Origin of the sequence: Salinicola sp. MIT1003 (assembly GCF_001858555.1) — a bacterium.
GTDB classification, from domain to species: domain Bacteria; phylum Pseudomonadota; class Gammaproteobacteria; order Pseudomonadales; family Halomonadaceae; genus Salinicola; species Salinicola salarius.
Map to the genome: position 1 here is coordinate 39,711 of NZ_MCAP01000058.1, position 21,126 is coordinate 60,836.

The 21,126-nt window shown below is 62.2% G+C and carries 18 protein-coding genes; 7 read left to right on the forward strand and 11 right to left on the reverse strand.

Annotated features, from left to right (window positions below):
* Positions 1–22: 22 nt before the first annotated feature.
* Entirely contained in the window at positions 23–1,474 is a 1,452-nt protein-coding gene (locus tag BC443_RS16085; protein WP_071232854.1) for a TrkH family potassium uptake protein, read from the reverse strand.
* A 380-nt stretch (positions 1,475–1,854) separates the two neighbouring features.
* Between BC443_RS16085 and BC443_RS16090 the strand changes: the two genes are divergently transcribed.
* Positions 1,855–2,139 carry a hypothetical protein gene (locus tag BC443_RS16090; RefSeq protein WP_071232855.1) on the forward strand — a complete coding sequence of 95 codons (285 nt, stop codon included), beginning with the start codon at positions 1,855–1,857 and terminating at the stop codon, positions 2,137–2,139.
* Positions 2,140–2,257: 118 nt separating this feature from the next.
* On the opposite strand, the gene BC443_RS16095 is transcribed toward BC443_RS16090, so the two are convergent.
* Positions 2,258–2,866 (reverse strand): pilin, encoded by a 609-nt coding sequence (locus tag BC443_RS16095; protein ID WP_348769682.1) that lies wholly within the window; start codon positions 2,864–2,866, stop codon positions 2,258–2,260.
* A gap of 487 nt (positions 2,867–3,353) precedes the next feature.
* On the opposite strand from BC443_RS16095, the gene pilB reads away from it, so the two are divergent.
* The 5 genes from pilB to yacG all read left to right on the forward strand — a co-directional run bounded on the left by pilB (position 3,354) and on the right by yacG (position 8,518).
* Complete coding sequence (gene pilB / locus BC443_RS16100) at positions 3,354–5,081, forward strand: type IV-A pilus assembly ATPase PilB (protein WP_083387481.1); 1,728 nt, start codon at positions 3,354–3,356, stop codon at positions 5,079–5,081.
* A 115-nt stretch (positions 5,082–5,196) separates the two neighbouring features.
* Positions 5,197–6,450: a type II secretion system F family protein gene (locus tag BC443_RS16105; RefSeq protein ID WP_071232856.1), complete on the forward strand. Its 1,254-nt coding sequence runs from the start codon at positions 5,197–5,199 to the stop codon at positions 6,448–6,450.
* A gap of 233 nt (positions 6,451–6,683) precedes the next feature.
* A complete protein-coding gene (locus BC443_RS16110; RefSeq protein ID WP_071232857.1) occupies positions 6,684–7,544 on the forward strand; it encodes an A24 family peptidase in 861 nt (286 codons plus the stop codon).
* Entirely contained in the window at positions 7,541–8,194 is a 654-nt protein-coding gene (coaE, locus tag BC443_RS16115) for a dephospho-CoA kinase (protein ID WP_139284356.1), read from the forward strand. Before BC443_RS16110 ends, coaE begins: the two co-directional genes overlap by 4 nt.
* Before the next feature lie 45 nt (positions 8,195–8,239).
* Positions 8,240–8,518 (forward strand): DNA gyrase inhibitor YacG, encoded by a 279-nt coding sequence (gene yacG / locus BC443_RS16120; RefSeq protein WP_083387474.1) that lies wholly within the window; start codon positions 8,240–8,242, stop codon positions 8,516–8,518.
* A gap of 204 nt (positions 8,519–8,722) precedes the next feature.
* Here yacG and BC443_RS16125 read toward each other — a convergent pair whose 3' ends face one another.
* The 4 genes from BC443_RS16125 to BC443_RS19165 all read right to left on the reverse strand — a co-directional run bounded on the left by BC443_RS16125 (position 8,723) and on the right by BC443_RS19165 (position 14,216).
* Positions 8,723–9,676 (reverse strand): Nudix family hydrolase, encoded by a 954-nt coding sequence (locus tag BC443_RS16125; protein ID WP_071232858.1) that lies wholly within the window; start codon positions 9,674–9,676, stop codon positions 8,723–8,725.
* A gap of 97 nt (positions 9,677–9,773) precedes the next feature.
* Complete coding sequence (gene argJ, locus BC443_RS16130; RefSeq protein WP_071232859.1) at positions 9,774–10,982, reverse strand: bifunctional glutamate N-acetyltransferase/amino-acid acetyltransferase ArgJ; 1,209 nt, start codon at positions 10,980–10,982, stop codon at positions 9,774–9,776.
* 48 nt (positions 10,983–11,030) lie between these two features.
* The gene (secA, locus tag BC443_RS16135) at positions 11,031–13,772 is read right to left on the reverse strand and encodes a preprotein translocase subunit SecA (RefSeq protein WP_071232860.1); all 2,742 of its coding nucleotides are present in this window, start codon (positions 13,770–13,772) and stop codon (positions 11,031–11,033) included.
* A gap of 99 nt (positions 13,773–13,871) precedes the next feature.
* On the reverse strand, positions 13,872–14,216 hold the full coding sequence (locus BC443_RS19165) for a hypothetical protein (RefSeq protein ID WP_071232861.1): 345 nt from the start codon (positions 14,214–14,216) through the stop codon (positions 13,872–13,874).
* Positions 14,217–14,278: 62 nt separating this feature from the next.
* Between BC443_RS19165 and BC443_RS16145 the strand changes: the two genes are divergently transcribed.
* Entirely contained in the window at positions 14,279–14,851 is a 573-nt protein-coding gene (locus BC443_RS16145) for a DciA family protein (protein WP_083387475.1), read from the forward strand.
* A 177-nt stretch (positions 14,852–15,028) separates the two neighbouring features.
* Here BC443_RS16145 and lpxC read toward each other — a convergent pair whose 3' ends face one another.
* The 5 genes from lpxC to murC all read right to left on the reverse strand — a co-directional run bounded on the left by lpxC (position 15,029) and on the right by murC (position 21,108).
* Complete coding sequence (gene lpxC, locus BC443_RS16150) at positions 15,029–15,940, reverse strand: UDP-3-O-acyl-N-acetylglucosamine deacetylase (RefSeq protein WP_071232863.1); 912 nt, start codon at positions 15,938–15,940, stop codon at positions 15,029–15,031.
* 114 nt (positions 15,941–16,054) lie between these two features.
* Positions 16,055–17,224 carry a cell division protein FtsZ gene (gene ftsZ / locus BC443_RS16155; RefSeq protein WP_071232864.1) on the reverse strand — a complete coding sequence of 390 codons (1,170 nt, stop codon included), beginning with the start codon at positions 17,222–17,224 and terminating at the stop codon, positions 16,055–16,057.
* 32 nt (positions 17,225–17,256) lie between these two features.
* Complete coding sequence (gene ftsA / locus BC443_RS16160; RefSeq protein ID WP_071232865.1) at positions 17,257–18,528, reverse strand: cell division protein FtsA; 1,272 nt, start codon at positions 18,526–18,528, stop codon at positions 17,257–17,259.
* A 359-nt stretch (positions 18,529–18,887) separates the two neighbouring features.
* The gene (locus tag BC443_RS16165; protein WP_071232866.1) at positions 18,888–19,607 is read right to left on the reverse strand and encodes a cell division protein FtsQ/DivIB; all 720 of its coding nucleotides are present in this window, start codon (positions 19,605–19,607) and stop codon (positions 18,888–18,890) included.
* 91 nt (positions 19,608–19,698) lie between these two features.
* Positions 19,699–21,108: a UDP-N-acetylmuramate--L-alanine ligase gene (murC, locus tag BC443_RS16170; protein WP_247643315.1), complete on the reverse strand. Its 1,410-nt coding sequence runs from the start codon at positions 21,106–21,108 to the stop codon at positions 19,699–19,701.
* Positions 21,109–21,126: the final 18 nt, after the last annotated feature.

Here is a 21,126-nt window from a genome sequence, read left to right on the forward strand (position 1 = left end):
TTGATACTCGACGCTCTCCTGCCTACTTGCGCCAGAAGAACGGCATCAGCAGCACCAGCACGGTGAGGATTTCCAGACGCCCCATCAGCATGCCCAGGCAAAGCAACCATTTGGCGGCAGCCGGCAGGCTGGCGAAATTGCCGGCCGGGCCAATGGTATTGCCCAATCCCGGGCCGACGTTGTTGAGCGCCGTGGCCGCGCCGGTGATCGCCGTGACCATGTCCAGCCCCAGCGCCGCCAGTGCCAGGGAAAGCACCGCCACGGTGAGAAAGAAGAAGAACGAAAAGGCGATGACCGCGCGCACCACCTCGTCGTTGAGCCGTCGGCCGTTGTAGCGCTGGGCGAACACGCCGCTCGGATGGACCAGATAGCGCAGCTGATTGACCAGCAGCAGGCCGCCGATCTGGAAGCGGAAGATCTTCATGCCACCGCTGGTCGACCCGCTACAACCGCCAATGAAGGTGATGAAGAAGAACGTGGTGACCGCCAGCGGCCCCCATAGCGAATAGTCCTCGCTGGCGTAGCCGGTGGTCGTCACCACCGAAATCACATTGAAAGCGACTGCCGTCAGCGCCTCGAAGGGCGCTTCGGAAAACGCCAGGACCCGATAGGTCGTCAGCGCCATGATCACGACGACCAGCAACCCGACCAGCCCTCGCACCTGCTGGTCCTGCCACAGCGCGCCACGACTATCGCGCAGCAGCCGGATGTAGAGCACGAACGGCAATGCTCCGGCCAGCATGAACGCACAGCCCAGCCACAGGATCAGCGGCTGGTCACGATAGATACCGAACGAGGCGTCATAGTTGGCAAAGCCGCCAGTGGAGACCGAACTCATCGCATGGACGATGGCATCCAGCGTGCCCATGCCCGCCAGCCGGTAGCTCAGGATCGCTGCCAGCGTGAAGCCGAGATAGATGAACGTCGAGGCCTTGGCGATACCCCCAGCCCGAGGCAGCACCTTGTCCGACCAGTCCGAAGACTCGGTCTGGAACAGCCGCATGCCACCGACCTTCAGAAACGGCAGGATCGCGATCGCCATCACGATGATGCCGATACCGCCCAGCCACTGCATCAGCCCGCGCCACAACTTGAGCCCATCGGACAGATTCTCGATACCGACGAGCACGGTGGAACCCGTCGTGGTGATCGCCGAGACCGACTCGAACACCGCATCGGTGAACGACAGCTGCGGCGCACCCAGCACCAGCGGCAGGCTGGCGAAGGCGCTGATCGCCGCCCAGCTCGACGTGGTCAGGATAAACATGTGGCGCGTCTTCAACTCCACCGGCGTACGCCAGGTCCACGCCAGCAGCGATAGCGACACCACTAGCGCGAGCGCCATCGACTCGAGAAACGCCCACAGGTCCGGATCGTTCTCGAGCCCCAGCAGCACCACCGGTGGCACCATGAACAGCGACAGCACGATCAACAGCAGCGCCAGAATCTTGAAAATTGGCTTGGCGTCTTGCAAGACTTCCTCCCGGTCTTCGTCACGCGAGCTCGACTGGCGCTATCCGACCGCACTGCGGCCGAGTCCAACCCTACTGCATTCGCTATTGTCATTCGGCCGACGACATCCCCCGCCGAACGAATCGGAGCGATGATAGGCCATCCCGCCGTGCAAGACACGACTCGGCCTGCATTTCGCATCCGCGGTTCTCGCCCGGCCCATGAACCATGGTTCATCGACCGCACCGACTCTGGCCGCGCAGCGAGATGTGCTATGGTGGCGCCATCGCAACGCAGGCGCGCCGGCCCGGCGTTGAAAGCTACGACGAACATTCATCTCGACGACGAGCCGGCGCCGAGACAGGCCGAATATTACAAGCTAGTCACTGGAGGAAAGCCCCCATGAGTTCCGCCTCGGAAATGCAGAAGACCCGCGTCATTCAGGAGCTTCGCGCCTTTATCAAGAAACTGCTGCAGGAGCCCGGCATTCTCGAGAGCTCGCTGGCCATCGCCAAGCGTCACTCCGACGGCAGCAACGACGCCCAGGCCTGGGCGACCATCGCCAACGAGATTTCGGATACTACCAGCGTGCATATTCCGGAAGACCCGGCCGAGCACTCGGAAGCGGATCGGCTGTTTCTGGAGGTGTTAAGGGAGGTAGTGGGGGAGGAGAAGGCGTTGTATTGAGCTGTAAGCTTTAAGTAGAAAGCTGTAAGACGGAAGAGAGAAGAAGATAGAGGGAAGAAGGAAAAACCGAAAGGGCCGGCGAATGCCGGCCCATAAAAAGTATCGATTCAAGCGTGAGTTATTCTTCCGAGCCACTCTCCACTTCACAGCTCGAAGGCAAATATTGTTCTTCAACTCCATTACTGGTTGGGGACACGCATTTCCAGGCACTGATTGGTGCGGCGCCTGTAAAGTTCGTGCTTTTCATTTCACTACCACTTGATACATCACCACCGGTGTAGGGAACGAAGGTAATTTTGGTATTGGACTCTAGCTGGCCAATGTTCTGGGCTGTAACTGTGATCACACCAGCCTCACTGGTTTCAATTGTTTTGACGTACTGAGATACAGGCCCCGTCTCATCTTCGCAACCAAAGCCATTGGCAGTAGGCGTGCTCATCCCTACCATTGCCGCTTCGCTGATTGCAATCTTACAACCGGAGGCAGCCAGTATGACTTCGGACATCTTGGCCCTGGCGGTGTAATTCTGGTACTGCGGAATCGCGACGGCGGCGAGGATGCCGATGATCGCGACGACGATCATGAGTTCGATCAGGGTGAAGCCGCCCTGCCGGTGTGAAACGGGTTTGCGCTGCTGTTGCATCGTGGTTCCCTGCCTTGCCGATGTTGAGACTGTTGGCGTGATGTTTTCCATCGTGCCGCCGGTCGTTTCTCTCTTTATGCTCATGCTATCGTTACGCTCACGCTGGTTTTACGTTCACGCTATCGTTACATTCGTTCTATCCTTGCATTCCTTCCGCTTGCTTCCCGAGCGCTACGTCGGGTGTTCGGACGGTGCCGAAGCCTGTCGAACCGCTCTAAGTAAACGCTGCATAAAAGTCTGCGCAAGCGAATCGCTGCGTTGCGTGGTACTCGAACACTCGCCTAACCCCAAGTTATGTCTCGTGTTCTGTGTTCCATGCGCCTTGCGCTTCATCTTGCTCGTCAATTTATGCAGCGCTTCCCTAAAGCTCGCGCCTGCAAAGATACACAAATTTACCATGGATGACATTCGACTGCTTTATCGGCAGATTGCCAAGAATACTTAAAGAAAAAAAGGCGTCAGCCGATAACGGATTCGTCGATCGAACCATTCGTGCCGGTGAATGCGGGGCTTCACGGGGCCGCTCCCCCGCCATCCGTTCGCCAGCCAGCTAGCCGGGGCTCTCATCTCCATGTCGGACGTCACCACATCGCGTACGCAAAGCAGTCTTGCCCAGCGCTTCATCGAACACGGCCTGATCAGCGCGGAGGCGTGCGAGCAGGCGATCCGCGACGCGGCGAACAAGCAGTTGACGCTGCTGGAGCTGGTGGTCCGTGAAGGCAGGGTCGATGCCCGCGAAGCCGGCGTACTGGCAGCGCGCGAGTATGGCCTGCCGTTCATGGACCTGGAGCATGTCGACTGGGACAAGCTGCCGATCATCGAGCCGGTGGCGGACAAGGTCATCCGTCGCTTTCAGGTGCTGCCGCTGGCCCGCGACGATCGCCGCCTCACCGTGGCGATCGCCTTCCCGGCCACGCTGGCACAGCTGGACGAGCTGCAGTTCACCACCGGGCTTGCGATCGAGGGTGTCCTGGTGCCGTTCGATCAACTGGAGCGGGCGCTGACCAAGCGTTACCAGCGCCATGAAACCTCCGGCATGCTGGAAGCGCTGGGGGAAGCCAGCGAGGCGCTGACGCTGGACACCAGCGAGGCCGACCTGGCCAGCGAAGCGGCCGCGCTCGACCAGATCGGGGAAGACGACGAGCCCGTGGTGCGCTTCGTCAACAAGATCCTGCACGACGCGATCCAGCGCGGCGCCTCCGATATCCACTTCGAGCCCTACGAGTCGAGCTACCGGATTCGCTTTCGCATCGACGGGCTGCTGCTCGAGATCGCGCGACCGCCGCTGAGCTTGCGCACCCGCCTCGCCGCCCGGCTCAAGGTCATGGCGCGACTGGATATTTCGGAGCGCCGCCTGCCCCAGGACGGCTCGATGAAGATTCGGCTCGATAGTGAGCGTGCCATCGATTTCCGCGTCAACACGCTGCCCACCGTATTCGGCGAGAAAATCGTCCTGCGATTGCTGGATGCCCGAACGGCCAGCTTCGGCATCGATGCGCTGGGCTTCACCCCGGAGCAGCGTCAACTGTTCGAGGCCGCGCTGGCCGAGCCCCAGGGGATGATTCTGGCCACCGGCCCCACCGGTAGCGGCAAGACGGTAACGCTCTACACCGGCATCAATCTGCTCAATACCGAGGAACGCAATATCTCGACCGCGGAAGATCCGGTAGAACTCAAGGTGCCCGGTGTCAACCAGGTCAACGTGCAGCCGCGCATCGGCCTCGACTTCGCCAGCGCACTGCGCGCCTTTCTGCGCCAGGACCCGGACGTGGTGATGGTCGGCGAAATCCGGGATCTGGAAACGGCCGAGATCGCGGTCAAGGCAGCCCAGACCGGCCACCTGGTGCTATCGACGCTGCATACCAACTCCGCCGCCGAAACCCTGACGCGCCTGCGCAACATGGGCGTTGCCAGCTTCAATATCGCCAGTTCGGTATCGCTGATCATTGCCCAGCGGCTGGCGCGTATGCTCTGCCCGCGCTGCAAGGCGCCGGCGGAGATTCCCGAGGACGTGATGCTACACGAAGGCGTCTCGCCGGAGAGACTGGCAAGCGCCACTCTCTACCGCGCCGTGGGCTGCGATCGATGCACGCTGGGCTACAAGGGGCGCATCGGGATCTACGAGGTGGTGCCGGTGGACGATGCCATGAGCCGGCTGATCATGGCCGACAGTCACGCGCTGGAGCTGGCCCGCGCGGCACGCGATGCCGGCTTCCCGGGGCTGCGCCAGAGCGGTATCGACAAGGTACTTCAAGGCGTGACCAGCCTCGAGGAGATCAACCGCGTGACGATCGACTGACGGCGACCCACTCGTTTCGCCCGGACTCTGGCACAATCCGTGGTTCGCGGTTCGGGCCAATCTTCGATCTCACTCACGCTCGGCGCCTCGTCGAGTCATTGTCAGGAAAGCGATCATGGCGACCAGCCGGAAGTCAGCCAAGTCACTGAAGTCATCCAAGCCGCCTCGGCGGGTAGTCATGCACCGCTGGCAGTGGCGCGGCAAGAACCTGCGTGGCGAAGTCGTCTCCGGGGAGCTCGTCGCCAGCGAGATCGACGAGGTGCGCAAGGAGCTGACCCGCCAGAAGATCATCGTCAAGCGCATCACGCGCAAGACCGGCATCTTCGGCCTGGGCCGGGTCAAGTCGCGGGACATCACCCTGTTCTCGCGTCAGCTGGCCACCATGCTCCGGGCCGGCGTTCCGCTGCTGCAGGGCTGCAAGGTCGTCGCCGAGACGCTCAAGAACCCTGCCATGCGCAACCTGGTCGAGACACTGGCCAATGACATCAGCGCTGGCTCCAGCTTCTCGGAAGCGCTGGCCAGGCACCCAGCACGGTTCGACCGCATGTTCGTCAACATGGTCGCCGCCGGCGAACAGGCCGGTGCGCTGGACAAGATGCTCGAGCGCGTCGCCAGCTACCGCGAGAAGGTCGACACCCTGAAGGGGCGCGTCAAGAAAGCGCTCTACTATCCCACGGCAGTGGTTCTGGTCGGGATCGGCGTCACCGCCCTGCTGCTGGTCAAGGTCGTGCCCCAGTTCGAGAGCCTGTTTCAGGGATTCGGCGCGGAATTGCCGGTCTTCACCCAGTTCACCGTGAATCTGTCCCAGTTGACCCAAGCCTACTGGTGGCAGGCCGTGCTGGCGCTCGTGGTGATGATCCTCGGCGTGCGCCAGGCCATGAAGCGCTCGCCGGCATTTGCCTATCGTGCCCATCAGCTGGCGCTCAAGCTGCCGGTGATCGGCAATATCATCGACAAGGGCTCGATCGCCCGCTTCTCGCGCACGCTCGCGACCACGTTCAACGCCGGCATTCCGCTGGTCGAGGCGCTCGATACCGCCGCTGGCGCCACCGGCAACCAGGTTCATCAGCGCGCCATTGCCGAGATTCGCGAAGACGTCGCCACGGGGCAGCAGCTCAACTTCGCCATGCGTCGCACCAAGGTCTTCCCGATAATGGCCGTGCAGATGGTCAGCATCGGCGAGGAAGCCGGCGAACTGGACACGATGCTGGACAAGGTGGCGGAGTTCTACGAGGAAGAAGTCGATAATCAGGTCGACACGCTGACCTCTCTGCTGGAGCCGTTCATTCTGGTGGTGCTCGGCACCATGGTCGGTGGATTGGTGGTGTCGATGTATCTACCAATCTTCCAGATGGGTTCCGCTATATAGGTATGAACGGGCTGCGCTCGGCCAGCCGTTGTTGAAAGCGCGCTCGCGATCCTCATTGATACCCGGTCAACTCCGGTCGCTCGCGCGCTTTCGCCTAGCCTGACCTTCGCTCGCCACGTTCCTAAGCGTTTGCCTAACTTATCGAACGAAATGTGACGCCCAAGGGCGGCCCTGTATGTTTGGGTGCGTTACCCTTGGAGCTATCCGTCTATCTAGTTTTCGTGGAGCTTCCGTTGTCCGATCTTCTCCCTTTGCTTGTCTGGCCGCTGGCGTTCCTGTTCGGCGCGGCCCTGGGCAGTTTCTTGAACGTCGTTATCGTGCGGCTGCCGGTAATGCTGATGCAGCGCTGGCGGGCCGAGGCGCTGGAAGCGCTGGAGCAGCCGGTGGAAGCCGGCCCTGCCTACAATCTGGCGACGCCACGTTCGCACTGCCCCGGCTGCGGGCACTTCATCGCCTGGCATGACAATCTGCCGCTGGTCGGCTGGCTCAAGCGTCGCGGCCGCTGTGCCGCATGCGGTACGGCGATCAGTGTCCAGTATCCGCTGATCGAGCTGGTTTCGGCATTGCTGACGGTGGCGATCATGGCGCTGCATGGCGTGAGCTGGCAAAGCCTGTGGCTGGTCGGCGCCTGCCTCTGCCTGCTGGCGCTGGCGGTGATCGACTGGCGAACCCAGCTGCTGCCGGATGCGCTGACTCTGCCGCTACTCTGGGCCGGCCTGCTCTATCAGTGGCTGTTCGCACCATTGATGCTGGAAAGCGCCGTGCTGGGCGCCGTCGCCGGGTATCTGTCACTGTGGTCGGTCTACTGGCTCTTCAAGCTGGCGACCGGCAAGGAAGGCATGGGCTACGGGGATTTCAAGCTGATGGCGGCACTCGGCACCTGGCTCGGCTGGCAGAGCCTGCCGCTGCTGCTGTTGCTCTCGGCGGGCGTGGGCGCCGTGGCCGGCCTGATACTGATCGCCCTGCGCCAGCAGGATCGCAACCAGGCAATGCCCTTCGGCCCCTATATCGCCCTGGCTGGATGGATCGCCCTGCTGATCGGCGCCCCGCTGTTGGCCGGCTATCAGGCGCTGTTACTGGGAGGCTGGGGATGAACAAGAGCGGCACACGCACCGAGGACAGAAACGAAAGCGAGCGCGGCACCCTGGTCGTGGGCGTCACCGGCGGGATCGGCTCCGGCAAGAGCGCAGTGGCGGATGCATTCGGTGCCCTGGGTATCGGCTGGGTCGATGCCGATCACGTGGCGCGGGAAGTCGTGATGCCCGGCGAGCCGGCGTTGGCAGCCATTGTCGGGCGCTACGGCCCGGCGATACTCGACGGCAACGGGGCACTCGACCGACGCGCGCTCCGGGCGCGGATCTTCGACGATGAAACCGAACGCCGGTGGCTGGAACGAGAGACGCACCCGCGTATTCGCCAACGGCTGCTGATGCACTTGGCGCGACTGCGCAACGCCGACGTCCCCTACTGTCTGCTGGTCTCACCGCTGTTGATCGAGTCGGGGCAGCTCGAGCTGGTCGATCGCGTTCTGGTGGTCGATGTGCCGCCGGAGACCCAGATTCAGCGCACCCTCGCGCGGGACGGGGTCGATCGGCGTCAGGTGGAGTCGATACTGGCGGCCCAGCTTCCCCGGGAACGTCGCCTTGCAGCCGCCGACGACGTCATCGACAATAGTCGCGACCGACAACACCTACTCGACCAGGTTGCCCGGCTGGACGCCCGGTATCGCCAACGGGTCTTCTGACCCTCGCGCCTGATGCAACGATCACCGACACGATACCCCCTCGCCATGACTCGACGTAACGACCCGAACCGTTCTCCGGACGCCGGTGCCGATAGCGGTGCCGGCCAGGATGCGAACAAACCCGGCTTGACCGTGCCCTGCCCCCAGTGCCGAAAATCCGTCGCCTGGACACCCGAGAACCCCTACCGCCCCTTCTGCTCGAAGCGCTGCAAGCTGCTGGACCTGGGCGCCTGGGCCGACGGCTCCCACCGTATTGCCGGCGAGCCCCACATGGACGAAACCGAACTCGATGAACTGATCGACCGGCTTGAGCGCGGCGAATAGCGCCTGCGAGCCGCGAGCCGCGAGCCGCGAGCCGCGAGCCGCGAGCCGCGAGCCGCGAAAGTCAGCATGTGCTTGTAGCGAAGAAAAGGGCCAGCGACGTCAGTCGCTGGCCCTTTCCGTAGCTCGTAGCCACTGTCCACAGCGCCCCGAAGCCGGCGCTAGTCGCAGCTCGTAGCTCGTAGCTCGTAGCTCGTAGCTCGTAGCTCAGGAGTCGTCGCGCCAGAAATCCCGGATCGAGGCGATGCCCTGCGCGCCGACACCACGCGCCTGATTGGCGTGATGACGGGTCATGCCACCCAGCGCGAAGACCGGCATCGCAGCCGTTTCCACCATCTGCTGGAAATCGTGCCAGCCGATGGTCACCGCGTCCGGATGCGACGGGGTCGGCGCCAGCGGCGACAGCGTGACGAAATCACAATCGATCTGGCCGGCCTGAGCAAGCTGCTCATCACCGTGAGTCGACGCTCCCAGCCACTTGTCGGCGGGAATCGGCCGGTGCTTGAGCGCCATGAGCCGTGCGCTGGTCAGATGGATGCCGTCGGCATCGACGCGCTGCAGCCACTCGGGGTCCGCATTGAGCAGCAGCTTGGCGCCATAGCGTCGGCACAACGCCAGAGTCTTCTCCGCCCGCGCCTGGTAGGCGGCGTCATCCAGCTCCTTGGCACGCAACTGTACCAGGCGGACGCCGTCCTCCTTCAACGCCCGCTCGAGCCGCGCCAGGAAAACGTCGTCGTCCGCGGCCTCGGCAGTGATCAGATACTCCTGGGGCAGCGCTACCGCACGCAGAATCGGCATATTGGCTGCCGGGAACGGGTAATTGGGCAGATCGTCGACCTCGACCCAACGTACCGGCTGGCCTTCCCGACCGTATGGATCGCCGTCGTATTCCCGCACCTGCCAGACGTCCAGCAGAATGTGCTTGTCGGCATATTCGTGATGAACGCGGATCAGCGGCTGAGCGCGCACGATCTGGATACCGAGCTCCTCGTTCAGCTCCCGCTTGAGCGCCTCGAGCCCGGTTTCGTAGGGCGCCAGCTTGCCCCCCGGGAATTCCCACAGACCGCCCTGGTCGACCGTCGCCGGGCGTCTGGCGATCAGCACTCGTCCGTCGCCGCGAATGACGGCGGCTGCCGCTACGTGGACCCGTCTTTTGATCATCTTGCTAAGTCTCTCGTACCACTGCAGTGTTTACCCTTGACGCGCGAGGTCGAGATAGCACGCGACGTCTGGATAGCGTTCAACATGTGAATGTCGCTCAACTACGGTAATCCGCGTTGATCGATACATAATCGTGGGACAGATCCGATGTCCAGACCGTGGCGTTGGCGTCGCCACGACCAAGCTGAATGCGGATGACGATCTCTTCCTGCGCCATCACCCGGGCGCCAGCCTCTTCCGTGTAGCTCTCGGCGCGCCCGCCGTGCTCGACCAGGCGCACGTCGCCGAGATCGATGACGATGCGCTCGACATCGAGCTCGTCGACCGGTGCGCGACCCACGGCGGCCAGAATACGGCCCCAGTTGGCATCGCTGGCGTAGAGCGCCGTCTTGACCAGCGGCGAATGGGCCACCGTGAACGCCACCGCCCGCGCTTCGTCGACACTCATCGCCTGTTCGACCTGCAGCGTGACGAACTTGGTCGCGCCCTCGCCATCGCGAATGATCGCCTGGGCCAGGTCGGTCAGCACCGTCGTCAGCGCCGCGCGAAACCGCTGCTCGTCCTCGGCCGACTCGACCTTCGGCCCGCGTCCGGTGGCGATCAGGGTGCAGGCGTCGTTGGTGGATGTGTCGGAATCGACGGTGATGGCATTGAACGATACCTTCACGGCGTCGCGCAGCCACTGCTGAAGCCGGGTGGTGTCGATCGCCGCATCACAGGCGACGAAGCCGAGCATGGTCGCCATGTTGGGCTGGATCATGCCCGAGCCCTTGCTGATGCCGTTGATGGTGACGGTTCCGCCGCTCAGTTCGACCTGCGTCGAGGCGCCCTTGATTCGGGTATCGGTGGTCAGGATGCCCTCGGCGGCGAGCGCCCAGCCGGCTTCGCTCAGCGACTCCAGCGCTGCCGGCAGGCCGGCGGCAATGCGCTCTACCGGCAATGGCTCGCCGATCACGCCGGTCGAGAACGGCAGCACCTGATGCGCATCGACGCCGGCGAGATCCGCCAGCGAGTTGCAGCAGCTCTCGGCATCCTGACGGCCACGAGCGCCGGTACCGGCATTGGCGTTACCGGTATTGATCAACAGATACCGGGGCGCCGTGTGCTGCAGATGATCCCGAGCGACATGCACCGGGGCGGCGCAGAAGGCGTTGCGGGTGAACGTCGCCGCGACCGTGGCGCCTTCCGGCACTTCGATCACCACCAGATCACGCCGATCGGGCTTCTTGATCCCAGCCATCGCCGTGCCGAGACGCACGCCGTCAATGGCCGGCATCTCCGGAAATACTGACTTACCTACCGCCATCTCGATTCTCCTTGGCGGACTCGAGCCCGGCCCGAGTCCGACGCCAACTCAACTCAGCGTGCCGTGGCACTGCTTGTATTTCTTGCCGGAACCGCAGGGGCACGGGTCGTTGCGCCCGACCTTGGGTCCTTCACGCCGTACCGGCTGAGTCTGGTCTTCACCGGACTCCGGGGCGGGCTCTTCTCCTTCGGCGGTCTGCTGCGCGGCGGCCACGGCATCTTCATGGACCGATTGACTGGCAGCCTTCTCGCGCTCCAGCGCCTCGCGACGCTGGCGCTCCAGGTCTTCGATCTCTTCCTGGCGACGCACCTGAACGTGGCTCAGGATACGCGTGACGTCGTGCTTGATGTTGTAAAGCAGCGACTGGAACAGCTCGAAGGCTTCGCGCTTGTACTCCTGCTTCGGGTTCTTCTGCGCATAACCCCGCAGGTGAATGCCGCGACGCAGATGATCCATCGACTGCAGATGTTCCTTCCAGCGAGTATCCAGCACCTGGAGCATCACCTGCTTCTCGAAACGACGCATCATGTCGGCGCCGATCGCCTCGACCTTGGCCACATACTGCCCACGATGCTGGTCCAGCAGACGCTGACGCAGCACTTCCTCGTTGAAGTTGTCGTCTTCTTCCGCCCACTGCACCAGCGGCAGATCGAGATTGAACTCCTGCTTGAGCTGATCCTGCAGCCCGGCCAGTTCCCACTGCTCCGGCAGGCTCTGCGGCGGCACGTAGTCGGAAACCGTCTGCTCGAGAACCTCGTCGCGGATGCTGGCGATGTTATCGGAAATCTCGTCGGCGGCGAGAATGTCGTCGCGCTGATCGTAGATGACTCGACGCTGATCGTTGGAGACGTCGTCGTACTCCAGCAGCTGCTTGCGAATGTCGAAGTTGCGTCCTTCGACCTTCTTCTGCGCGCGCTCGACGGCATTCGAAACCATCTTGTGCTCGATCGCCTCGCCCTCTTCGAGCCCCAATGCGCCCATCAGACGCTGAACGCGATCCGAACCGAACAGACGCATCAGGCTGTCTTCCAGCGACAGGAAGAAACGCGTCGAACCGGGATCGCCCTGACGCCCCGCGCGGCCACGCAGCTGATTGTCGATACGACGAGACTCGTGACGCTCGGAGCCGATCACGTGCAGACCGCCGGCTTCGAGCACCGCGTCATGGCGCTGTTGCCATTCGGCCTTGATGGCCGCGATCTGTTCTTCGCTCGGGTTTTCGAGCTTGGCGACCTCGGCTTCCCAGTTGCCGCCAAGCATGATGTCGGTGCCACGGCCGGCCATGTTGGTGGCCAGGGTCACGGCGCCGGGGCGGCCGGCCTGAGCGATGATCTCGGCCTCGCTGTCGTGCTGCTTGGCGTTGAGCACGTTGTGCGGAATGTTCTTCGCCTGCATCAGCTTGGAGAGATATTCCGAGGTCTCGATCGAGGCGGTACCGACCAGCACCGGGCGGTTGGCCTCGCGCTGGGTGTTGACGTCCTCGATGATCGCGTTGAATTTCTCCTTGGCGCTGAGGTAGACCAGATCGTTCAGGTCCTGACGCGCCAGCGGCCGATTGGTCGGGATGACCAGCACATCGAGCCCGTAGATGTGGTTGAACTCGAAGGCCTCGGTGTCGGCGGTACCGGTCATCCCCGCCAGCTTCTCGTAGAGACGGAAGTAGTTCTGGAAGGTGGTGGAAGCCAGCGTCTGGCTCTCGCGCTGGATCGGCACGCCTTCCTTGGCCTCGACCGCCTGGTGCAGGCCCTCCGACCATCGCCGCCCCGGCATGGTACGGCCGGTGTGCTCGTCGACGATGACGACATTGCCATCGGAGACGATGTAGTCGACGTCACGGTGATAGAGGCAGCGAGCGCGCAGCGCGGAATGGATATGCTGCAACAGGCCCAGATTCTGCACCGCGTAGAGCGAGTCCTCCGCCTTCAGCAATCCCGCTTCGCGCATCAGTTGCTCGACCTGCTGGTGCCCTTCTTCCGTCAGTTCGACCTGCTTCTGCTTCTCGTCGATCAGGAAGTCGCCGGTAGAGGGATCCTCCTCGTCGGTGCACTGCTTGAGCTGCTTCGAGAGCGCGTGAATCGTGCGGTAGAGTTCGACGTTCTCTTCGACGGGGCCGGAAATGATCAGTGGCGTACGCGCCTCGTCGATCAGGATCGAATCGACCTCATCGATGATCGCGTAGTGCAGCGGCCGCTGAACCTTGTCCTGCAGCGAGAACGCCATGTTGTCGCGCAGGTAATCGAAGCCGTACTCGTTGTTGGTGCCGTAGGTGATGTCGCAGGCGTAGGCCCGACGCTTCTCTTCGTTGGGCTGCCCGGAGGCGATGACGCCGACGCTCAGACCGAGGAATTCGTAGAGCGGGCGCATCCAGTTGGCGTCGCGGCCGGCCAGATAGTCGTTGACCGTGACGACATGAACCCCCTTTCCGGGCAACGCATTGAAGTACACCGCGAGGGTGCCGACCAGGGTCTTGCCCTCGCCGGTCTTCATCTCCGCGATCCGGCCTTCATGCAGCGCCATGCCGCCGACCATCTGGACGTCGAAGTGGCGCATGCCCAAAACGCGCTTGCTCGCCTCGCGAACCGTGGCGAAAGCCTCCGGCAGCAGCGCATCGAGTTTCTCGCCATCGGCAAGGCGCTGGCGAAACTCGACCGTCTTGGCCTGGAGCGACGCGTCATCGAGCGCTTCGAAACTGGCTTCCAGGTCATTGATCGCCGCCACCTGCTTGCGCAGGCGCTTGACGTCACGATCGTTCTTGGAGCCGACCAATTTGTGTAGCAATCCGTTCAACATGATCCGTTTCCTGCCTGACTCTGTTCCTGCGTAGTACCAAGGCGACGATGCGACGAAAGGCCGGCATCGGCCACCGATAATATAAGTGTCTGACGATGATCAGGCAGGGACGGGAGGACCACGACGGGAAATGACATCCAGCGCGGCGCTGGCGGCGATGAGAGGCGGGGAATAACCCGGTGACTGTATGAAGACAGCCGCCGCTTGCGGGTATACGGGACGCTTGGCAGCAACACGAGCGACGCGTCGGGACTCGGCGCGAATGGCCTCCGGGGCCATCAGGTAGACCTGGGTGAGCCGCTCGGCCAGCCGCATGGCTTCGGCATGCATCAACCCGGCAGGCAGCAGGCAACCGACCAGCACACTGGCCAGCCACCAATGGGCTCGCTGCCGGGGGCGCCATACGGCACCACACTGACCGGACTGCGCTTTGGCCGAAGTCATGCTGTCGACGAACTCCGCGTCGTGATAGGTTTAGCGGGTCTATCCCCACTGCGTGCAAGCCGATGAGTATAAAGGCTAAGCGTTTGCGAGCCCAGCCCGTTTCCCGACTCCTGGAACAACCCGGCGGGTTGGGTGACGTCATGCGCATGGCGACGCTGATCGAACGTGCCCAGAATCACCTGAGACGCCAGCTACCGCCGGACGTGGCCGAACATCTTTATGTCGGTGGCTACCGCAACGGCGTGTTGACGCTGATCACCGACCGTGCCGCCTGGTTGACCTGGCTGCGCTACGAGCAGCCGCGCCTGCTCGGATTGCTGCACCAATTGCCGGGATTCGAGGCAGTCATGAAATTCTCGCTGAAGGTACGCCCGATCCGGCCGGTCAAGGCGATTCCGCGGCAGACACGGCACCTGTCACCGGCAGGTGCCGAGGCGCTCGCCCATTGTGCGGAAGGTCTGGAGGACTCACCGCTCAAGCGTTCGCTGAATCGGCTGGCTTCCCATGCCAATGCCGCCGTGGAGCCCGGCGACGATTTCTCTAACGACAGCCCCTCCAACGACAGTTCCTCTAAGGACGATTCCTCTAGCGACGCCCCCTTCAGCGACGCCTCTTCCAGCGACGATCCCGCCTGACGACAACACTAGTCCAGCCTCGACGACGCGAGCATTGCCCGGCTGGCTAATGCCGCTATCGGCATCGATCAGACACAAAAACGCCGATCCTGGGATCGGCGTTTTCTCTATTTGGGCTCTGGCAATATCAGGTCGACATCATCAGATCGTCACGACGGCACTCGGTGCCGGTTCGCGTCAGGCCATTGCGGGCGCTGCATAGGAGATCGGTGCAGCCTGGGTCGCTTTTTCGAAGGTCACGATTTCGTATGCCTCCGGATGAGCGAGCAGCTCGCGGCAAAGCTGGTTGTTGAGGCCATGACCAGATTTGTAGCCTTTGAACTCGCCGATCAAGCTGTGACCCAACTGATACAGGTCGCCGATGGCGTCCAGCATCTTGTGCTTGACGAACTCATCGTCGTAGCGCAAGCCGTCCTGATTCACGATGCGATAATCGTCGACGACGATGGCGTTATCGAGGCTGCCGCCCAGTGCCAGGTTCTGCGACCGCAGAAACTCCAGATCGCGCATGAAACCGAAGGTGCGAGCACGAGACACTTCCTTGACGAAGGAAGTGGTCGAGAAATCGACGCTGGCTGTCTGCTTCTGCTGCTCGAAGACGGGGTGATCGAAATCGATCGCGAAGCTGACCTTGAAGCCGTCGTGCGGCAGAAACGTCGCCTGCTTGCCGTCATCGTTGACGGTGACTTCGCGCTTGATGCGAATGAACTGCTTCGGCGCGGCCTGCTCGGCGATACCAGCAGACTGGATCAGAAACACGAACGGGCCTGCGCTGCCATCCATGATCGGCACTTCGGCTGCACTCAGCTCGACGTAGGCGTTATCGATTCCCAAACCGGCGAATGCCGACATCAGATGCTCGACCGTGGCGACCTTGACGCCATCCTTGGACAGCGCCGTACACAGATTGGTATCGGTCACGCTTTCTGCGTGCGCCGGAATATGTACCGCCGGATCGAGATCAGTACGCACGAACACGATACCCGTGTTGGGCATTGCGGGTCGCAGCGTCAGATACACTTTCTCCCCGGAGTGGAGGCCCACGCCTGTCGCGCGGATCGTGTTCTGCAACGTTCGTTGTTTGATCATGGGCATCGACCTGACAGTCAAATGGTTTGGAAACGGTGTTCACTATAACACCAAACCACCGCTTCACCAACCTTATCGACGTTACAGAATGATGACGGGCAGTTTAGATCGCTATCAATCCGCCTGACGACGCAGGAACGCCGGGATGTCCAGATAGTCATCCATGTCGGACGTCTTGCGCTTTTCCTGCTGCGACTTCTTGGCCGCCGCTTCCTGCTCGGCGCGTGCCGCCTGCTGGCGCATGACCGCCGGCTGCTGAAGCTTGCGATAATCGGTCGTTTCGGGGCGGGAAGCCACCGATTCACGCGGGATCGCCTTCTCTTTCTGCGCATCCAGCCCTGCGGCAACCACTGTCACCCTCAACTCGTCGGACATTTCCATGTCGATGGAAGTGCCGACCACGATGGTCGCATCCTGGGAGGCGAACTCCTGAACCGTGGCGCCGACGTCGTTGAACTCACCGATGGACAGATCCGGCCCCGCCGTGATGTTGACCAGGATACCGCGTGCACCGTGCAGATCGATGTCTTCGAGCAGCGGGCTGCGAATGGCCTTCTCGGCGGCTTCGCGGGCGCGGTTTTCGCCAGTCGCGGCGCCGGTGCCCATCATCGCCATGCCCATTTCCGACATCACCGTGCGCACGTCGGCAAAGTCGACGTTGATGATGCCCGGGCTGGTGATCAGCTCGGCGATACCCTGAACGGCACCCAACAGGACGTCATTGGCGGCACTGAACGCCGTCAGCAGGCTGGCATTCTTGCCCAGTACGGACAGCAGTTTCTCGTTGGGGATGGTGATCAGGGAGTCGACGTACTCGGACAGCTCCTTCATGCCCTCTTCCGCCGCGCGCATGCGCTTCGGCCCCTCGAACGGGAAAGGACGTGTCACGACAGCAACGGTCAGAATACCCAGTTCCTTGGCGACCTGAGCGACGACAGGCGCCCCGCCCGTGCCGGTGCCGCCGCCCATGCCGGCAGTGATGAAAACCATGTCCGCACCTTGGAGCATATCCGCGATGCGATCGCGATCTTCCATCGCCGCCTGACGTCCGACATCCGGATTCGCCCCCGCTCCCAGTCCCTTGGTGATCTCGCCACCCAGTTGGAGAACGGTCTTGGCCGCTACACGCTTGAGCGCCTGGGCATCGGTGTTGGCGCAGATGAACTCGACGCCTTCGATGTTACTCTCGACCATGTGGTTGACGGCATTACCGCCGCCGCCGCCGACACCGATGACCTTGATGACTGCACTACTAGAAGGTGCATTATCTACTAGTTCGAACATTGCCCCGTCTCCAAGACCGCGCTTGCGGCCTGTCAGAAATTTCCTTTAAACCAGCCTTTGAGTCGCTCCAGCGCCGAAACCTCTTCCCTGGTTCCGCGCCGGGGAAGTGAGTCTTCCCGTTGAGGCTGGGCTGATACTGCGCGAGAGTGCTTGGCGTCTTTCATACCGTAGAGTAGCAAACCTACCCCGGTCGAATAAATCGGGTTGCGTACTACGTCCGCCAAGCCGCGGACATTGTACGGACAAGCGATACGGACCGGCATGTGAAATATTTCCTCTGCCAGTTCGACGACCCCCTCCATCCGGGACGTGCCCCCCGTCAACACGATCCCGGCTGCCACCAGATCCTCGTAGCCGCTGCGACGCAATTCTTCGCGCACCAGCGTGAAGAGCTCCTCGTAGCGGGGCTCGACGACTTCCGCCAGCGCCTGGCGGGAGAGATCCCGTGCCGGTCGGTCTCCGACGCTGGGAACCTTGATCATCTCGTCGCTGCTCGCCAGCTGGGTCAGCGCGCAGGCATACTTGACCTTGATCTCTTCGGCGTACTGAGTCGGAGTGCGCAGCGCCATGGCGATATCGTTGGTCACCTGATCGCCGGCGATGGGGATCACCGCGGTATGGCGAATAGCGCCTTCGGTGAAGACCGCGATGTCCGTCGTACCGCCGCCGATGTCGACCATGCAGACACCGAGTTCACGCTCGTCTTCGGTCAGCACCGCGTGGCTGGAAGCCAGTTGTTCGAGGATGATGTCGTCGACTTCCAGGCCACAGCGTCGCACGCACTTTTCGATGTTCTGAACGGCATTCATCGCCGCCGTCACCAGATGCACGCGGGCCTCGAGACGCACCCCGGACATGCCCAGAGGCTCGCGGATGCCCTCCTGGGTGTCGATCGCGAACTCCTGGGGAATGACGTGAAGCACCCGCTGGCCTTCGGAAATGGCCCGGGCACGGGCAGAGTCGATGACGCGGTCGATGTCTGCAGGCGCGACTTCGCGCTCCTTGATCGCCACGACACCATCGGAATTCATGGAGCTGATATGGCTACCGGCGATACCGACATACACAGAGTGGATATCGCAGCCTGCCATCAGTTCGGCTTCTTCAACGGCGCGCTGAATCGACTGAACGGTTGATTCGATATTGATCACGACACCCTTCTTCATGCCACGAGAAGGATGCGAACCAATCCCGGCAATTTCCAACCCGCCATCATCAGTGGGCTGCCCCACGATGGCGACCACCTTGGATGTTCCGATATCCAGCCCGACCACCATATTGGAAGCGTTGGATTGTCCTGCCATAGGTCGGGGTCGCTCCTCAAACTTCACCGATAAACCGGATAGAAATGGGCCAATAAAGAGTCGGGCTTATTATAGGAACAAGACGACCTTTTTCACCAGCCCATCGCGAAAACAAAAGCCACAGTAAGCCCTTTTTCATTAAAAAGGAAATAAGGAAGAAGCCTTACCGCTATTTAAGTCGCGCCGACATGGCGGAATACATAGGCTGACATGGCGGAACACATAGATAGCCGAGGCCAAGAATGGCGTCCGGCGTATGAATGCCGGTCGCCGCCGGGCCTGCTTCCTTGCCGATGAGGAAAGCCGAGAGGCCGTCAACTGCGGGGCTCGATTGAGATTAGCTGCCAATGATTTCCAGGCTAATCACTGGGGACCGTAGCCGTTTCACCATGCCTTGCCACCGAAACGCCATTGGGATAACGAAGATCTATGTAGCGAATCTGCGACGCCTCTTTACCCAACTGTCGCTTCCATGCGGCAATAAAACGAGCCAATCTCGCATCCAGATCTGCACGCCCGAGAATGATCCAAACGCCATCATTGATTTGAAAGCGCCAGGCACCGCGTGGTTCCAGTCTCAATTGCGTGATGGAAACCCCCAGGCCCGATAGCGCGCGACGCAGTGAGTCATAGTAACCGAGCACTTCCCGCCCCGACCCGGCGGGACCGCCAAGATCGGGCAGGCGACGACCGAAATCGCTCACCGGCCCAGGCGAAAAAGGCTGTCCCCGCGTATTGAGCAGGAGTTCATCGTTCCAGCGCGCAACCGGATCCTGTTCGTAAAGCACGAACCGCAAGGTATTGGGCCATTCCCGTGAAACGGTGACCTCGCGCAGCCATCCGATCTCGCGCGCTTCGTCACGCAGGTCGGACAACGACAGGGAAAGCCAGGTATGACCGCGCACCAGCGGCGCCAACTCCTTCTGCAGGTAGCTCGCACTCACATAATTCAAGTCGCCACTGATCGACACGCGAGCGATGGGCTTGTCCAGCCACAACCACAGCGCTCTGCCGCCGGCGCCGATGAGCACCACGATCATGAGCACGCCGAGCAGCGTTCCCCGCGCACTGGAATTCATGACGCCCGCCCCACCCTCGAGCTGCCATGAAGCCGCTCGACGGCTCCGAACCTCTTCGCCAGACGCGTACCTTTGGACAGGATCGCCACACTCAAAGGACCACCTCGTCGAGTCTCAGCGCACTGTGTGCCAGCGCCTGCGCAATGCCGCCGATATCGCCGGCGCCCTGAGTGATCAGGATGTCCCCGGGGCGCAGCACCCGCGCGAGAATATCCGGCAGGGCCGATTTTTTCTCGATGAACAGCGGGTCGACCTGGCCGCGCTGGCGAATCGATCCCGCCAGCATCTTGCCTTCGGCACCCGGAATCGGCGCTTCCCCAGCGCTATACACGTCGAGCAGCAATAGCGTATCGACCCCGGAAAGCACCCGGACGAAATCTTCATAAAGGTCGCGAGTGCGGGTATAGCGGTGCGGCTGATAGACCATCACCAGACGTCGTTGCGGCCAGCCGGCACGCACCGCACGGATGACCATCTCCACCTCCCGCGGATGATGGCCGTAGTCGTCGACCAGCATCACCTCGCCACCCTGCGGAAGCGGGTAGTGGCCATGGACCTGGAACCGTCGGCCAACCCCTCCGAACGATGCCAGTCCCTTGACGATATCGTCGTCGCTGACACCGGCATCGGTAGCGACGGCAATCGCGGCGAGAGCGTTCAAGGCGTTATGGGTGCCGGGCATGGCCAGCATGATGGCCAGCGGCTCGAATCCCTCGGGTCGTTCGGCGACGAACCGGATGACGCCGGCCGTCTGCTGGAAATCCCGCACGCGGAAATCGGCCTCTTCACTGAAGCCGTAGGTCACGAACTGGCGCTGAACCTGGGGCAGCAATTCACGCACGTGATCGTCGTCGAGGCACAGCACGGCGCGACCGTAGAACGGCAGATTGTGCAGGAACTCGATGAAGGTCGTCTTCAATCGCGTGAAGTCGCCATCGTAGGTCGCCATGTGGTCGGCGTCGATATTGGTGACGATCGCCGTCATCGGCTGCAGGTGCAGAAAGGACGCATCCGATTCATCGGCCTCGGCAACCAGAAAGTCGCCGGATCCCAACCGCGCATTGGTACCCGCGCTGGTCAGCTTGCCGCCGATCACGAAAGTGGGATCGAGTCCCGCCTCGGCGAACAGCGTCGACAGCAGGCTCGTGGTCGTGGTCTTGCCGTGGGTGCCGGCGACCGCGATGCCGTGACGAAAGCGCATCAACTCGGCCAGCATTTCGGCGCGCCGCACCACCGGCACGCGACGCTCGCGCGCCCACTGAATTTCCGGATTGGCCGGGTCCACCGCCGTCGATACCACGATGACATCGGCCCCTTCGGCATTGACCGCCGCATGGCCGATGGCCACCCGAATGCCGCACTCGCGCAGATGATGAGTAACGGTCGACTCGCGCAGGTCACTGCCGCTGACCTCGTAGCCTTCGTTGACCAGGACTTCGGCGATGCCGCACATGCCAGCGCCGCCGATCCCGACGAAATGAATGCCTCGAATACGTCGCATGCCGAGATGCGAGCGCAC